This window comes from Alphaproteobacteria bacterium (assembly GCA_040220875.1).
In the GTDB taxonomy this organism is placed as follows: domain Bacteria; phylum Pseudomonadota; class Alphaproteobacteria; order JAVJVX01; family JAVJVX01; genus JAVJVX01.
This window is the reverse complement of record JAVJVX010000003.1, coordinates 79,892-95,490: the sequence shown is the minus strand read 5'-3', so window position 1 is coordinate 95,490 and position 15,599 is coordinate 79,892. Positions and strand designations below refer to the sequence as shown.

At 64.9% G+C, this 15,599-nt stretch carries 12 protein-coding genes and 1 pseudogene; 3 read left to right on the top strand and 10 right to left on the bottom strand.

Going from position 1 to position 15,599, the window contains the following annotated elements; all coding sequences use genetic code 11:
- Nucleotides 1-19 precede the first annotated feature (19 nt).
- Nucleotides 20-1,426 (bottom strand): cysteine--tRNA ligase, encoded by a 1,407-nt coding sequence (cysS, locus tag RLQ26_00475; GenBank protein ID MEQ9087199.1) that lies wholly within the window; start codon nt 1,424-1,426, stop codon nt 20-22.
- 253 nt (nt 1,427-1,679) lie between these two features.
- Here cysS and RLQ26_00470 point away from each other — a divergent pair, with 253 nt between their 5' ends.
- Entirely contained in the window at nt 1,680-2,786 is a 1,107-nt protein-coding gene (locus tag RLQ26_00470) for an acyl-CoA dehydrogenase family protein (protein ID MEQ9087198.1), read from the top strand.
- Between the two features lie 158 nt (nt 2,787-2,944).
- Nucleotides 2,945-3,349, top strand: coding sequence for a DUF4399 domain-containing protein (locus tag RLQ26_00465; GenBank protein MEQ9087197.1), 405 nt, complete (start codon nt 2,945-2,947; stop codon nt 3,347-3,349).
- 41 nt (nt 3,350-3,390) lie between these two features.
- Here the strand turns inward: RLQ26_00465 and RLQ26_00460 are convergent, their stop codons facing one another.
- The 6 genes and pseudogenes from RLQ26_00460 to RLQ26_00435 all read right to left on the bottom strand — a co-directional run bounded on the left by RLQ26_00460 (nt 3,391) and on the right by RLQ26_00435 (nt 9,389).
- Nucleotides 3,391-4,554: a transporter gene (locus RLQ26_00460; protein ID MEQ9087196.1), complete on the bottom strand. Its 1,164-nt coding sequence runs from the start codon at nt 4,552-4,554 to the stop codon at nt 3,391-3,393.
- A gap of 69 nt (nt 4,555-4,623) precedes the next feature.
- Nucleotides 4,624-4,998, bottom strand: a complete 375-nt coding sequence (locus RLQ26_00455; GenBank protein ID MEQ9087195.1) for a hypothetical protein — start codon at nt 4,996-4,998, stop codon at nt 4,624-4,626.
- A 158-nt stretch (nt 4,999-5,156) separates the two neighbouring features.
- Complete coding sequence (locus RLQ26_00450) at nt 5,157-6,449, bottom strand: FAD/NAD(P)-binding oxidoreductase (GenBank protein MEQ9087194.1); 1,293 nt, start codon at nt 6,447-6,449, stop codon at nt 5,157-5,159.
- Nucleotides 6,450-6,491: 42 nt separating this feature from the next.
- Nucleotides 6,492-7,347: pseudogene (locus tag RLQ26_00445) on the bottom strand (MBL fold metallo-hydrolase).
- Nucleotides 7,348-7,459: 112 nt separating this feature from the next.
- Nucleotides 7,460-8,368, bottom strand: coding sequence for a bifunctional methylenetetrahydrofolate dehydrogenase/methenyltetrahydrofolate cyclohydrolase FolD (folD, locus tag RLQ26_00440; protein MEQ9087193.1), 909 nt, complete (start codon nt 8,366-8,368; stop codon nt 7,460-7,462).
- A gap of 25 nt (nt 8,369-8,393) precedes the next feature.
- Nucleotides 8,394-9,389, bottom strand: coding sequence for an adenosine kinase (locus RLQ26_00435; GenBank protein MEQ9087192.1), 996 nt, complete (start codon nt 9,387-9,389; stop codon nt 8,394-8,396).
- A 231-nt stretch (nt 9,390-9,620) separates the two neighbouring features.
- Between RLQ26_00435 and RLQ26_00430 the strand changes: the two genes are divergently transcribed.
- Nucleotides 9,621-10,412, top strand: a complete 792-nt coding sequence (locus RLQ26_00430) for a lipo-like protein (protein MEQ9087191.1) — start codon at nt 9,621-9,623, stop codon at nt 10,410-10,412.
- Between the two features lie 19 nt (nt 10,413-10,431).
- Here the strand turns inward: RLQ26_00430 and RLQ26_00425 are convergent, their stop codons facing one another.
- The 3 genes from RLQ26_00425 to RLQ26_00415 form a co-directional block, all read right to left on the bottom strand.
- Entirely contained in the window at nt 10,432-12,255 is a 1,824-nt protein-coding gene (locus RLQ26_00425) for a long-chain fatty acid--CoA ligase (GenBank protein MEQ9087190.1), read from the bottom strand.
- Entirely contained in the window at nt 12,248-14,266 is a 2,019-nt protein-coding gene (locus tag RLQ26_00420) for a 3-hydroxyacyl-CoA dehydrogenase NAD-binding domain-containing protein (GenBank protein ID MEQ9087189.1), read from the bottom strand. The genes RLQ26_00425 and RLQ26_00420 overlap by 8 nt, the downstream gene beginning before the upstream one ends.
- Before the next feature lie 92 nt (nt 14,267-14,358).
- Nucleotides 14,359-15,594 (bottom strand): acetyl-CoA C-acetyltransferase, encoded by a 1,236-nt coding sequence (locus RLQ26_00415; GenBank protein ID MEQ9087188.1) that lies wholly within the window; start codon nt 15,592-15,594, stop codon nt 14,359-14,361.
- Nucleotides 15,595-15,599 lie beyond the last annotated feature (5 nt).

Genomic DNA, 15,599 nt, shown 5'->3' with positions numbered 1-15,599 from the left:
GGCGCCACTGGAGACGGCATTATAGCGTCTGGCCGGCGACACGCCAGACAGTGCCCCCTGGTCCGTCCTCGAGCACGATGCCTTTTTCGGCCAAAGCATCGCGAATCCGGTCGGCCTCGGCGAAATCCCGAATTCTCCGGGCTTCCTCGCGGGCCGCGACGAGGGCCTCGATTTCGACCGGATCGATGCCAACCGCGCCCGCCTGATGGAACCACGTTTCGGGATCGGCCTGGAGCAGACCCAGCAAGGCCCCCGCGGCCAGCAGATCCGCCTTGGCCTGACGCAAAATGGCCGCGTCCTCGCCGTCGTTCAGGCATTGGCGCGCGTGGCGAGCCAGCTCGTGCAATTCCGCCAGGGCCCGGGGCGTATTCAGATCGTCGGCCAGCGCTGCCCAGAAGGCATCGGGCACTGGTGCCGTCCTGGGATCGGCCAGGCCCGGAACGTCTTTCAGATCGCGGAGCACGCCGTACAGTCGGTCGAGCGTCTTGCGCGACTGTTCCAGTCCTTCCGCCGTCCAGTCGAGCGGCTGGCGGTAATGGCCGCGCAGAAGAGCCAGGCGGATCGCCTCGCCCGGAGCCTCGGCCAGCAGGTCGTGGACGAGCCGGACATTGCCGAGCGACTTGGACATTTTCTCGGACTCGACATTGAGGAAGCCGTTATGCACCCAGTAGCGAGCGTATAGCGCGCCGTCATGGACGCACGTGCCCTGGGCGATCTCATTCTCGTGATGCGGGAAAATCAGGTCATGCCCGCCACCGTGGATATCGATGGTCTCGCCCAGATGCGCCTCGATCATGGCGGAGCATTCGATGTGCCAGCCTGGCCGCCCGCGTCCCCAGGGGCTGTCCCATCCGGGCTGGGTCCCGTCCGACGGTTTCCAGAGCACGAAATCCGCCGGGTCCTTCTTGTAAGGTGCCACCTCGACCCGGGCGCCGGCGATCATCTCCTCGCGGTCACGCCGGGAAAGCCGGCCGTAAGCGCCAAAGGATGTCACATCGAACAGGACGTGACCGTCGGCCTCATAGGCGTGGCCCTGGTCCAGCAACCTCTCGATCATGGTGATGATCGTCGGGATATGGTCCGTCGCCCGGGGCTCAAGATCGGGCGCATCGACGCCAAGCGCCGCCATGTCGGTGCGGTAGATGTCGGTGAATTTCCGGGTGATGGCGGTGGTTTCGATTCCGGCCTCGGCCGCCGCCTTGATGATCTTGTCATCCACGTCCGTGATATTGCGGGCGTAGACCAGCGTGTAGTGCCGGCGCAAGACCCGCGCCAATACGTCGAACACCACGGCCGGCCGGGCATTGCCGATATGGGCATAGTTGTAGACGGTCGGCCCGCAGACATACATGGTCACCCGCCCCGGGTCACCCGGCACGAATTTTTCCTTTTTGCCGGTCAGCGTATTGTGCAGCCAGATATCCATGAAGACCGCGTCCCGTGGGCGTGCGAGCGCCCATCGCCCGGAGCCGGAAAGTGGCGTCTCACCCCGCCCCTGTCAAGAAAGCCGCCCTTCGCCAGGCCAGCCCCCGGGCGCCGGGCGCCGGCGCGCGCTTGACCTGCCGTCCGGCCGCCCCGATCATCCCTGCCGGACGCCAATCGCCAAGAGGGGGAACAGCGTGGGTTTTCAGTGGGACGATCCCTTTCAGCTCGAAGACCAACTGGATGATGTGGAGCGCATGGTGCGCGACAGCGCCCGCCGCTTCGCCGAAGCGGAGTTGATGCCCCGCGTGGTCGCGGCAAACCGGGACGAAAGACCCGATCCAGACATCATCCCCCTCATGGGCAAGGCCGGGCTGCTGGGCGCCATGCTGCCCGAGGCCTATGGCGGCGCCAATATCGGCCATGTTGCCTATGGGTTGGCGGCGCGCGAGATCGAGCGTGTGGACAGCGGCTATCGCTCGGCTTTGAGCGTGCAGTCGTCGCTGGTGATGGAAGCAATCTACCGCTTTGGCAACGAGGCGCAGAAATCCCGTTACCTGCCGCGCCTGGCCTCGGGCGAATTGGTGGGCGCCTTTGGCCTGACCGAGCCCGATTTCGGGTCGGACGCGGGCGGGCTGGTCACAACGGCGGCGGAGACCGCGACCGGCTTCGTGCTCAACGGCACAAAGACCTGGATTTCGAACGCGCCCTTCGCCGACGTGCTGGTGGTCTGGGCCAAGCTGGACGGCAGGATCAGGGGGTTTCTTGTCGAACGGGGCGATCAGGGCCTCTCCACACCGCCCATCGAGGGCAAGTTTTCCCTGCGCACGTCGTCGGTGGGCCAGATCATTCTCTCCGGCACGGAGATTCCAGGGGACAGGATTCTTGAAGGGGCCGAAGGGTTGCGGGGGCCCTTCACCTGCCTGAACAGGGCCCGGTTCGGCATCGTCTGGGGAGCGCTGGGCGCGGCCGAAGCCTGCTGGCATATCGCCCGCGACTACACGATGGAACGCAAGCAGTTCGGCCGTCCGCTGGCAGCCAATCAGTTGATCCAGATCAAGCTGGCCGACATGCAGACCGAAATCGCGCTCGGCCTGCAGGGCGCGCTCCGCGCCGGGCGGCTGCTGGATTCGGGCGGAGAGGCGACCGAGCTCATTTCCCTGCTCAAGCGCAATTCGGCCGGCAAGGCGCTGGCCATCGCGCGTCAGGCAAGGGACATGCTGGGCGGCAATGGTGTGGCGGGCGAGTATCATGTCATTCGACACGTCATGAATCTCGAGTCCGTGAACACCTACGAAGGCACACACGACATTCACGGACTCGTGCTCGGCCGCGCCCAGACCGGCATCCAGGCCTTTTGCTGAGCGCGTGCCGCAGACAGACAGTTTCGGGCGTCTCGGGTAAACTCGGCCCCGGCACCCGCAACCCGTGAAAAAGGAGAGAAATCATGCCTGCAGTGAAAATTCACCATTATCTCGCCAGCCTCGGTGGCGCGGCTCTGCTTGCCCTCTCCCTGCCGGCGATGGCGGATATGCATGGCGGGCACGCCAATGAGTCATTTCGTCAGAAAGCGCCCGAAAATGCCGAAGTCTATATCGTGAGCCCGAAGGACGGTGAAACGGTTTCCAATCCCGTCCGGGTCGTGTTCGGTCTGCGCGGGATGGGCGTGGCACCTGCCGGCGTCGAGATGGAGCACACAGGTCATCATCATCTTCTGGTGGATGCACCCGTGCCGACGGGCGACGATCTGGAAATGCCGCTCCCGGCGGACGACCGCCATATCCATTTCGGCGGTGGCCAGACCGAGACGGAGATCACGCTCGCACCGGGCCGCCATACCCTGCAGCTCCTTCTGGGGGACCATAACCATATCCCCCATGATCCGGTGATCGCATCCGACGTGATCACCATTGAGGTGCGGGAGTAGCGGCCGGGCCAGGTTGACCCGGGCCCGGCCGTCCCTCGCGCTTACGGCCAGTCGATCACCTTCTGCCAGCCAAAGATCAGCGTCCAGTCGGTCTCAAGCTGCGGACCGTTCAGATTGCGATAGGCGGGCAGAAGAATCTCGACCGCCGCCCGGTGTCCCTGCAACACCCCTGACTGGCCCAGAAGGTTGAGCCCGAGACCGACATCGAGCACCCGGCCGCCCTGGTTGTCGGGATCGGCCGTCTGGACCGGCGCGGTGATCAACGGGTCCTGACCGTCGATCCGGCCCTGAACCTGGCCTGCCAGACGGATGGAACCGCTGATCCAGGGCGCCGGGCTGACGCTGGCCCAGGTCGTGAGCTCATGCACATCACCCAGCGAATAGCCCTCATCGCGGCCGAGGCGGAGCGTTGCCATGTACTGGCCGCCGAATGCGAGAGGCAGCCCGGCCAGACTACTCTCGCCCCTGTAAGTCAGCCCTGGCCGCGCATCGAACGTGCCGGACCCCAACTGCATCGGATAGGGCAGGCGCAGCGTCGGACGCGTGTTCAGCGGCGTCAGCACCTGATCCGTCTCGTCATTGGAGCCAGTTGGCAGGCTCAGCCCCAGGTTCAATTGGAGATCGTGGAATCCCCGATCCCAAAGGCCGACAAGAGCGCTGACCCGCGTGTCTCCAAATCCGTCCGAGCTGGTCGTGAACTCGCCGAGACGCGTTGTCCCCGGCATGCCACCCTGGAACGTGATGTGATCCATTTCCTTTTCGAGATAATTGGCCATCACCATCATCGTCACGCGCTCACTGACGCCAACCATCAGGCCAAGCATGTGCATGTCCATGGTCATTTGCGTCGGCACGACACGGAGCGTCGCGGGCCCGGCATGAGGGTTGGCGAAGCCGGTGACGATCTGTTCGGGTGTCAGTTCGTCGCGGCCATTACGGTTCCCCTCCATTTCCATGTGCATGTAGCGGTAGCTGATCATCCACTCGCCAGGGCGGTGGCGATGATCGCCCATCATGCCGATAGGCGCGTGATCGCTGGCAGGGCTGACAGCTCCGTCGGAGCCGATGGAAAGAGCGACCGGCGCAGACCCGCCTTCGCCGTTACTGTCGTGTTCCGGCAGATCGCCGGAATGCGCTGCCACACGAAACGTGCTGGCAACGAACATCAGTGCCGCCAGAAGGGCAGCAATACTTGCTTTGGTCATTGAATTCTCGCTTTTTTGCCAGGATGAGCGAGGCCCGCGTCTGAGTCTGCGCGGGCCGGTTCGGAGTGGCTAAAAGCGGGCGGGCGGGGCCCGGGCTTGCGTCGCCGGACGGACCCCGCCCGACACATCGTCCCGCACCGGCGGCAGCAGGATCGACGCGCGGCCCACATGGTCGAGCACGACCTCGCCATCGGGCGCGAGCGCCGCCTGACCCACCGTGCCGGCCCAGTTGCAGACCGGGCACGGCGGCACCTTCCCCTCGGAGTGGTCCGGGTCTTCGGAATTCGCGTCCGGCAGCCGCTTGATGCCGAAGGGCGTACAGATTTCCAGGAAGGGAGCGATATCTCCGGGCTCATCCGACAGACGGTCCGCACCGCCCGACCGGGCCGGGGACTCCAGGCTCGGCGGCATAGCCGCATGAGCCGTCGCGAGCCATAGCTGCATCGCCATCGCCAGAAGCGCGAGCCCCTGGCCGGCACGGAACAGGCCCCTATATGCGCGGATATTTCCCCGGCCTCGGTTCATACCAGCCGAAGTTAATGACCGGCCCGGTTTTCACCAGCGGTTTTCTGCGGACATTTCGCCGCAGGCCGAGCGCCGGGTCAGGCGGCCTTCCCGGGACGATTCCTGAGGCGCCGGATACCCAGGGCAGACAGGATATGGCGTTCCCAGAATGGCTCGCTCAGCCCGTATTTCAGCTTGAACAGAAAGTATTTTTCAAAAGCGATCTTGGCCCAGTGCACCCATCGTCCGCCCGACGCCCAGTTGAGATTGCGCGGCGCCAGCTGGGGCGCGGCCGCAAAGGCCAGGCCCTTGTCACCAAAATCGGCGAGGCAGATGGCATGCCAGGTCGCTTCGCTCTCGGGGTCCTCGCCGCGCAGCAGCCGGCCGATATTGTGAGCCGTCGCGGTGACCATGGATTCGATCATGTAGCCCGTCTTGGGCACCCCCACCGGCACAGGCGTCTTGCCCACGGGCGCAATCGCGACGCACACACCGACAGCGAATATGTTGGGAAAGGCCGGATTGCGCTGGTGTTTGTCGACGATCACGAAGCCGCGCGGATTGACCAGCCCTTCGATCCCCGCGATGGCCCGGATGCCACGAAACGCCGGCAGCATCATGGAAAAGGAAAAAGGCAGTTCCTCCTGCCCCGAGACCGCGCCTTCGGCGTCGACACGCTCGATCGTCATGGTCTTCGCTGCGACTTTCGTAACCCTGGCGCTGGTGATCCATTTGATATCATGGCTGCGGAACTCGGACTCCATCAGTCCCTTAGAATCGCCGACGCCATCGAGGCCCATATGTCCGATATAGGGTTCGGAGGTGACAAAGGTGATGGGGACCCGGTCGCGAATTTTCCGCCGGCGCAGGTCGGTATCCATGATCCGGGCGAATTCGTAGGCCGGGCCAAAACAGGACGCCCCCTGCACCGCGCCAACGATGACCGGCCCCGGCTCCCGGACGAAATCGCGCCACGCGCGCTCGGCCCGAACCGCGTGATCCACGTGGCAGACCGATTGCGTGAACCCGTCATGTGGCCCGAGCCCCTCGATCTCGTCGAACGCGAGGTCGGGGCCCGTCGCAAGGATCAGAAAATCGTAGTCGAGCGTGCTGCCGTCCCCCAGCTCGAGACGGTTCTCCGCGGCATGCACGCGGGCCGCCCCGGCCTCGGTGGACTCGATCCCGCGCCGGGCCAACAGTGGCGCGAGGGCCAGCTCGATCTCGGCCTGCTGGCGCCAGCCCACCGCCACCCAGGGGTTCGAGGGCACGAAGTGGAAATGCGGCGTATTCGACACGACGGTCAGCCGATCCGACGGCCTCATCTGTTCCTTCATTTCGAAGGCCATGGGCAGGCCTCCCAGGCCGGCACCGACGATCACGATATGGGCCATGGCATCTTTCCTTCTGTTGCCGGCGGATGGGCCGCGTCCTGCCTAAAGTTGGTTGAGAGGGATCTTCAAATACGAGACCCCGTTTTCCTCGAGTGGCGGAAAATGCCCCGCACGCATGTTGACCTGAACCGATGGCAGGATCAAGCGTCTTGTCGCGCTCGGTGCGCATCCCGACGAATTCCTCTTCGCTGACACCATCATGGATATGCACGTTTTCCCGCCGCTCGGAATCAACGGTGGTCTCCCAGACGAATTCGTCACGTCCGGGCGCCTTGTAATCGTGGCACAGGAAGATTCGCGTCCGGCCCGGCAGGGCCAGAATGGTGCGAATGGAGCGATAGAGGGTCGCCGCATCGCCGCCCGGGAAATCGGCGCGGGCCGTTCCGTAATCGGGCATGAAAAGCGTGTCGCCCACAAAAGCCGTATCACCGATCACATACGTGATGCAGGCGGGCGTATGGCCGGGTGTGTGCATCACACGCCCTTCGAGCGAACCGATGTGGAATACCTCGCCATCCGTGAAAAGATGATCGAACTGGGAGCCATCCTTCCTGAAATCGGGCTCGGCATTGAAAACCTTGGCGAAGATCCCCTGCACTTCCGTGATATGTGCGCCGATGGCGATCCGGCCGCCCAGCTTCTCTTTCAGATACGGCGCCGCGGTCAGATGGTCGGCATGCGCGTGGGTTTCAAGTATCCATTTGATATTCAACTCTTTCTCGTTGACGTATCGGATCACTTTATCGGCCGAATCGGTCGCGGTCCGTCCCGATTTAGGATCGTAGTCGAGTACGGAATCAATGATGGCGGCGTTGTTGCCGCCCGGCTCCGAGACGACATAGGTCACGGTGAACGTGGCCGGATCGAAGAAGGCTTCGACAGTCGGATTAAGGCTCATGATACCTCGCGAGACGCAATTTCTGTAAACAGGCCACGTTCGTTGCGACGTTAGCCCTGAGTCCGGTGGCGGCCATGATTCAACTCAAACACCGCGCCTCGGCCCGCCTTGTCTACAGCGCGGGCGGTGCCACGCCGTGCTGACGGCAGGCGGCGGTGAGTGTGTTCAAAAGCAGGCAGGCAATGGTCATCGGGCCGACCCCGCCAGGGACCGGCGTGATGGCTCCGGCCACGCGAGAGACCTCTTCGAAGGCGACGTCCCCGACCAGCCGGCCTTTCTCGCCGGCTTCGGCCGGCGGGAGGCGGTTGATGCCGACATCGATGACGACCGCGCCGGGCTTGATCCAGTCGCCCCTGATCATCTCTGCCCGACCGACGGCGGCGACCAGAATATCGGCGCGACGGCACAGCCCCGGGAGATCAGCCGTGCGCGAATGGGCCACCGTCACGGTCGCATTGGCGCCCAGCAGGAGTGCCGCCATCGGCTTCCCGACAATATTGGAGCGCCCCACGATGACGGCGTGCTTGCCGGAGAGATCCTGGCCAAGCACGTCCTCGATCAGCATCAGCGACCCCATCGGCGTACACGGCACCAGCGCGGCGCCGCCTGTCCACAGGCGTCCGGTATTGACCACGTGGAATCCGTCCACATCCTTGTCGGGGCTAATAGCGTCGATCACGGCGAGCGCACGGATCTGGGGCGGGAGCGGCAGTTGCACCAGGATGCCGTGCACCGCCGGATCGCGGTTCAGCCGATCGATAAGTGCCAGGAGATCGGCCTCGTCGATATCCGCCGGCAGGTCATGGCGGAAGGAACGCAGACCGACTTCGACCGTCTGCTTTTCCTTGCTGCCAACATAGACATGGCTGGCCGGATCGTCGCCCACCAGCACCACGGCGAGACCCGGGATGAGGCCGTGGCTGTCCTTGAGACGCGCAGCCCCGGCCGCCAGCTTCGCGCGCAGCCCGGCCGCATAGGCCTTCCCGTCGATAATACGTGGCGAAGATGCGCCCTCTGCCATGGATCGTTCCCTCCGGCCGGCGAACTCAGGCGTGCACAGCGGTTTTGACCAACTCGGCCAGATCGGACTCGGGTCGGGCGCCATAATGGCTGATGATCTCGGCCGCGCAGAGTGCCCCCAACCGGCCGCAGGTGATCAGTTTCTCGCCCCGTGTCAGGCCAAAAAGAAAACCGGCGGCGTAAAGATCGCCGGCCCCGGTCGTATCCACTACCCGGGCCACAGGGGCGGCATCGACCACATGCACCTCGCCATCCGCCAGGATGACGGCCCCCTTCTCACTGCGGGTCAGGACCGCGATGGCGCATTTGCCGCGCACGGCCTGCAACGCGTCATCGAAGGAGTCCGCTTCGTAGAGCGAGGTGATTTCCGCCTCGTTGGCGAACAGGATATCGATATGGTCATCGACCAGGTTCTTGAAATCCGCCCGGTGACGATCGACGCAGAATGGATCGGACAGGGTCAGCGCCACCTGCCGGCCGGCACCGTGGGCGATCTCGGCCGCCTTCACGAAGGCCTCCTTTGCCCTGGGCGGATCCCACAAGTAGCCCTCGAGATATGTGATCCGGGCGCCACGGACAAAAGCCTCGTCGACGTCGTCCGGACCCAGTTCGCTGGAAGCCCCCAGAAATGTCTGCATCGTGCGCTGCGCGTCGGAGGTTACGAGGATCAGGCAGCGCGCCGTGGGCTGGCCGGTGGTCGCCGCCGGGACGGGAAACTCCACGCCAAGGGCCCGGATATCGTGGCCAAAGATCTTGCCCAGCTCGTCGTCATGTACCTTGCCGATAAAACCGCCCTTGCCACCGAGCGCGGCGATGCCGGCGATGGTGTTCGCGGCCGAGCCGCCCGACGTCTCGACACCTGCTCCCATTTCGCGATAGAGCGCCTCGCCCTCGCTGGCGGAGATGAGCTTCATCGTCCCCTTCACGAGATCGTGCTTGATGAGGAACGGGTCTTCGGCGTGGCTCAACACGTCAACGATGGCGTTACCGATACCCACGACGTCAAGCAATTGATCCGCCATGATTTCTCCTGCTTTTTGTGACCGATCGGCTGGCCGGCAGCCCGGCCCGGCGAGTTATATCGCACCCGCCGGGCGGCGTACACACCTCCGGGCCGTCCGGGCGGGAAGAGCAGGGCGGCGATGGTGTCATATTTACCGGTCGGGAAATTCGCCTAAACTGGCGCGGGCCCATCTCACGCGCCGGAGGCAGCCGGGGCCGCAAGGGCCGGCTCAAAGAGGACAAGACACGATATGTTTGGCCGTATTCGGGAAAAGATAAGCCGGGCGATTGCCGATTACCTTGACAAGGCATCGCCCAACTTTGAGCCAGCGGCGACATCCTCCCCGCAGCTTCTGCGCGAAAATCTCCGGCCGGGCGATGTGCTGCTCGTTGAGGGCGATAGGCGCATCAGCATGATCATCAAATACCTGACCCAGTCTACCTGGTCCCACGCTGCCTTCTATATCGGCGACGCCCTGGGCGGATCGCCCGACGGGACCGAGCCAATGACATTGATCGAGGCGGACCTGCAGAACGGCGTCGTCGCCGTGCCTCTCTCGAAATACGAGGATTTTCATACCCGTATCTGCAGGCCGGTCGGGCTGACAGATGAGGACCGCAAGGTGCTCATCGACTTCATGGTCTCAAGCCTCGGCCTGCAATACGACTTGAAAAACGTAACCGACCTGCTGCGCTATCTGTTCCCGCTGCCCCCCGTGCCGGTACGTTTTCGGCGGCGCATGCTGGCGCTGGGCAGCGGCGACCCGACGCGCGCCATCTGCTCCACCTTGATCGCGCAGGCCTTTCAGGCAATCCGCTACCCGGTCCTGCCCCTGATCCGGACCGAGCGGCGTTATTCGAAGCGATGGCAGGAATATATGGAGCGCGAAATCCTGCACATCCGCCACCACAGCCTGTACACGCCGCGCGACTTCGATATTTCGCCGTATTTCGCCGTCATCAAGCCGAACCTTGAACACGGCTTCAATTACAAGGGGCTCAATTGGGCAGAGGAATATCCGCCCGAGATCACGCAGCTTTAGGTAGCGGCCGAATTGACTCTCATTCCTTCCGGGCCAGACGGCTCTGATACATCGCCTCGATCTGCTCGCCGTAGTGCTCCAGCACCTTCGGCCGCCTGATTTTAAGGGTTGGCGTCATCAGGCCGTTCTCAACCGTCCACGGCTCTTGCGCGATGGCAGCCCGATAGATCCTCGCATAGCCGGGAAAGGCGTGGAGCGCCGCATCCAGCCGGCCGAGCAGGAAGCGCTCCACCCGCTCGTCGCGGCCATCGCCGGGATCAACAGGCAGCCCTTCTCTCTCGGCGACGCGCTGCCACTGCTCGCCATTTAGCACGACGAGCGCCGCGAGATGAGGGCGCCCCTCGCCCAGCACCAGGACCTGATCGATCAACGGGTCCGTGGCGATGGCGTGTTCCATATCGCCGGGCGGGACTTTCTCGCCGTTGTCGAGGACGATGATCTCCTTCATCCGCCCCGTGATATAGATATACCCGTCATGGATCCGCACCCTGTCCCCGGTCCGAAGCCAGCCGTCACCTGTCATCATGTCCGCTGTCGCGTCCGCACGCTGCCAGTAACCCAGCATGACGTTGGGCCCCGATACTTCGAGCTCGTCATTCTCGCCGAGCCGCACCTCCACCCCTTCAAGCGGCGGCCCCACGCTTTCCGGAATGTTGCGGCTCAGCTTGTTGACAGAGACGATGGGCCCGGCCTCCGTCAGGCCATAACCCTGCAGGACATTGACGCCAAGTCCCAGAAACACGCGCGAAACGAAGGGCGGGAGCGCGGCGCCCCCGCTTACCGCGAAGCGCAGCCGACCGCCGAGGCGCGCGCGGATTTTCGCCGCCACCAGCCGGTCCAGAAGCGGCCACAGAAGATGACCCGGACGCCAGCCAGCCCGGCCCTGACGCCGCTCGAAGCGGCTGTAGCCGATTTCAACGGCCCTGTTGAACAGCCATTTGCGGAAACCGGGGCCCTCATCGAGCTGAGCCATGATCCGCTCATGGACCCGTTCGAAAATGCGCGGCACCGAAATCATCGCCGTCGGACGGATGATCGTGAGGTCCTCGGCCAGATCGGGGATGGAGCGCGTGTAGGCGACGAGCGAACCGCTCATGATCGGGGTGTAATATCCGACGGTGCGCTCGAAGGTATGGGACAGCGGCAGAAAGGAGATCAGGACATCGTCAGGATAGATCGAGATGCTTTGCAGACCGGCCCAGGCATTCTCGAGAATATTGCGATGGGAGAGCATGACGCCCTTCGGCGCGCCCGTCGTGCCCGACGTATAGACGATCGTTGCCAGATCATCAGGCTCGCGCGCGCGGATATGGTCCGTGCCCTTGTCCGGCAGCCAGCGATCGAGAGAGGTCAGGCGCGGATCGGCGCGCTGGCTCACCCCCCCTTTCGTGACCACACGCACAAGCCCGGCCAGCTCGTCACGCGCCGCGCCGTCCTTGTTGCCGCCGATATCCGCCCAACGCGACTCGTCGTCGAGATAGAGAAGCTTCGCGCCCGAATCCTTGAGGATATAGCGGATATTCTCGCCCCGGTCCTCGACATAGAGGGGCACGGTGACAAGGCCGGCGCCGAGGGCCGCCTGGTCGAACAGCACCCAGTTGCGCCCGTTGGGGGCGAGGACCGCGACCCGGTCGCCGGGGACGAGGTCCTCGGCCGCGAAGGCGGCGCGCCAACGCGCCGCCTCGTCCGCCACCTCACCCCAACGCCATTCCACCCAGTCGGACCGGGCGGCATCGAACTCACGGTAAGCCGGCAGGTCCGGCGTACGCTCCGCGCGCCGGCGCAGCAGACCGTCCAGCGTGACCGCGTCCTGCGGCGGGATCAGGTGACTTGTGTCACTCACGGCCCGACGCCTCGCGCCGGCGCTCGGCGATATCGTGCAGCGGCCCGCCCCGAAACGGCGCGTAGCCAGCGCCGAAGATGAGCCCCGCATCCGCCATATCGGCATCCTCGACGATCCCCTCTTCCACGCAGGTCCGGCAGGTTTCGACGAGGGGGTTGAGCAGCCGATGGGCCATGTCGCCGGGCGGCGCCGGCGCCCGGCGGGACTTGCGGGGTTTGCCGTTCCTGTAGCTGTAGAAACCCTGGCCCGATTTGCGCCCCAGCCGGCCATCCTCGACGAGACGGCGCAACCGTGCCGGCACGGTGCCGCCAAAATGACCGGAAAGGACATCAGCGACGCTCAGGCAAACGTCGAGCCCCACCGTATCGGCAAGCTCGACCGGTCCCATGGGCATGCCGTAATCCAGCGCGGCCTGATCGATCGTCTCCGCCGCGTAACCCTCTTCCAGCAGGGTGACGGCTTCGAGGAGATAGGGCATCAGGGCGCGGTTGACGAGGAAGCCCGGCGCGCTTCGTGTCGGCAGGGGCAGCTTGTCCGCCCGGTGACAGAAAGCGAGCGCGCGGGCATAGGCCGCCTCGCCGCTTTGCCTCCCCCGGACCACCTCGACGAGCGGCATTCGCGCGACCGGATTGAAGAAATGCAGGCCGATCAGGCGCTCGGGGCGTGAGAGAACCTGGGCCAGTTCTTCCAGCGGCAGGCTTGAAGTGTTGGTGGCGAGGATGGCATCGGGCTTCATCCGGGGCTCGATCCGCTGGAACAGCGATGTCTTGAGGTCGAGCTTCTCGGGTACCGCCTCGATCACGAGATCGGCCTCCGAGACGCCGCGGCCCGCCGGATCGGGAATAAGCCGGTCGAGAGCGTCACGCACGCGCCAAGGTTCCCGCAACTGCCGGCGGAAAAGCTCGCCGGCCCGGCGCATTGCGGGCGCGATGAACTTGGCCTCGCGATCCTCCAGTGTCACCGTGCAACCGCGGCGCGCGGCCCAGGCCGCGATATCCCCGCCCATGGTTCCCGCGCCGATGACGTGCACGTGTGAAACCGGCCCGCCGTCGGATTTCGCCAGTCCTTTCAGGCGCTGGCGCAGAAAGAAAACCCGTATCAGGTTTTGCGCGACCGCTCCCGTCAGGAGATCGGGCACATCCCGGGCCTCGCCCCGTTGCATGGCCGATTTGCGCCCGCCGCTCCTGACCCAGAGATCGATCAGCGCGAAAGGCGCCGGATAATGATCGGACCGGACCCGTTTCTTCACACCCCGGCGCAGCAGCCAGCCGAGAAGCGGGCGCAGGGCGGCTGAATTCTGGAGGCAAATATTTAACGCACGCATTTTCGAGCGCCGCCGCCGGGGCCGGAACCGGCCGAGCGCGGCCGCGGCCGCGCCATCCGCGAGGTGCCGATCCTGGGTCACGGCATCAACCAGGCCGGACGCCCTCGCCTGTCGCGCCCGCCAGGTTCTGCCTGACAGCATCATTTCCATCGCCGTCAGTGGCGGCAGGAGGCGCGTGAGGCGTCCGGTCCCGCCGAACCCCGGATAGATACCCAGCATGACCTCGGGAAAAGCCAGCGCGCTATCCTCGCGCGCAATGCGGTAGCGGCAGGCGAGCGCCAGTTCGAGTCCGCCACCCATGCAATAGCCGTGGATCATGGCCACGGTGGGAAACGGCAGCCCCTCGAGCTTGTCAAAGACGGCGTGCGCCCGGCGCACCTTTTCTCGAAGCGCATCGGCCGATTCCGCCGCCTGGAATTCACGCACGTCGGCACCGGCGATAAAGCCGCCCGGCTTGGCCGAGGCGATCACGAGCCCCTGGGGTGGATCGGCCGCGATGCGGTCCAGCACATGCGCGAACTCGCCGAGGACGGCTTCGGAGAGCGTGTTGGTCTCCGAGCCCGCCTGGTCGAAATAGAGCCAGAAGACCCCGTCGCTGTCCCGCCACCCCGTCCAGTTGTTCGCCTGGGCGGTTTCCGGTGCGGCCGACTGCCGAAGCCGGGTATCGAGATGGGAAGGTCCAGTCACTGAAGCTCTCTCTTTCATTTCCTTCGGTTGAGCCTGCTCCGCCTTGGGCTAAACTCGTCGGCCAAACTCGTCGGCCAAACTTGTGGGCTAAACTAGGGACGCTCCACCAGCAGAGCGCCCCCCTGGCCGCCGCCAATGCACAACGTGGCGATCCCCCGCCGCCCGCCGAGACGCCTGAGGACGTGCAACAGATGCAGGGTGATGCGCGCTCCGCTCGTCCCCACCGGGTGACCAAGGCTGATGGCCCCGCCATCAACATTGAGGCGTTCCGGATCGATCTCGCCGAGCGCGCCCTCGAGACCAAGTTGGTCGCGGCAATAAGCGTCGTCCTTCCAGACTTTGAGGCAGGCAAGCACCTGGGCCGCGAAAGCCTCGTTCAGCTCCCAGGCGTCGATATCCCCCACGCCAAGACGATAGCGCTGCATCAGCGCGGCCGAGGCATGCGCCGGCCCCAGTCCCATCTGGGCGGGGTCAAGCGCCGACCACTGGCTGCCGGAGATCCGGCCGAGGGGCTCGAGCCCGTAGCGATTGACAGCCGACTCGCTGGCGAGGATCAGCCAGGCGGCCCCGTCCGTGATCTGGGACGAGTTGCCAGCCGTCACCTTGCCCCAGGGCGGCTCGAAAACGGGGCGCAGCCGGCCAAGCCGCTCGACCGTTGAATCGGGACGCACCCCATCGTCATGGTCGTAGAGATTGCCCCGGTCATCGAAAATCGGCTCCATCTCGACGAGGAACCCTTCCGCCGTCGCGCGCGAAAGGCGCTGGTGGCTCCGTACGGCATAGGCGTCCGCCGCCTCGCGGGAAATATTGAACCGGTCGGCCAGCACCTCGGCCGTCTGGCCCATGTTCATCTGCACGGTCGGGTCAGTCAGTCCCCGCTCGAGCGAGATAACCGGTTTCAGGAAATGCGGCCGGAAGCGGGCCAGTACCTTGAGCCGAGCCGTGGCCGACTTCGCCTGGGCGAGATCGGCCAGCCAATCCACCATGTGGCGGTTAAATTGAAGGGGCGTATGGCTGAGCGATTCGGTGCCGCCGGCCAGGATCAGGTCGGCCCGACCGTCGGCGATATAGCGCCAGGCCGTTTCCACCGATTGCATGCCCGAGCCGCAATTGCGTTGCACCGTCCAGCCCGGCATGCGGTGGCCAAGGCCAAGACGGAGCGCAGCCACACGCCCGGGGTTCATCTCTTCCGAGACGGGCGCCGCGCAGCCCAGGATCACCTCGTCAAACGCCGTCCCCTCGAAGGGCTGGCGCAGAAGCAGCGGCCGGCCGGCCGCAACCGCGAGATCAACCGGCGTAAACGGGCCCGGTCGGCCGCGCGCGCGCAAAAACG